This window comes from Aquabacterium parvum (assembly GCF_001447195.1).
Lineage (GTDB): Bacteria > Pseudomonadota > Gammaproteobacteria > Burkholderiales > Burkholderiaceae_C > Aquabacterium > Aquabacterium parvum.
The window spans coordinates 1-273 of sequence record NZ_LFRI01000565.1; the positions used below are offsets into that span (position 1 = coordinate 1).

Sequence of the window (273 nt, forward strand, 5' to 3'; positions counted from 1 at the left end):
GAGCCTGTGATGCTCACGCTGACCGGCACCATTCGAGCAGTCACCACCCTGGGTGGTGGCGTCAACAAGAAGACCGGCGAGGTGATCCCCACCCGCCCGGTTCTCCAGATCGAGGGCCTCGATAACCGTGGCCTCGCTCAACTCTTCACCCTCACAGTTCCGGACACCAAGCCTTTCGAGGGCCGAGTGGGTGAGCAGGTGTCCGTGCCGGTGCGTGCGTGGGCTCCTGGCGCGTCGGTGAGCCTCGCCTATGAGGGGGGCAAGGTGTGAGGA

Annotated in this window: 1 protein-coding gene; it reads left to right on the forward strand. The window is 65.2% G+C overall.

Annotated elements, in window-relative coordinates:
* On the forward strand, positions 1–270 hold a 270-nt coding region (locus ABG80_RS23120; protein WP_160322629.1), incomplete at its 5' end, for a hypothetical protein.
* Positions 271–273 lie beyond the last annotated feature (3 nt).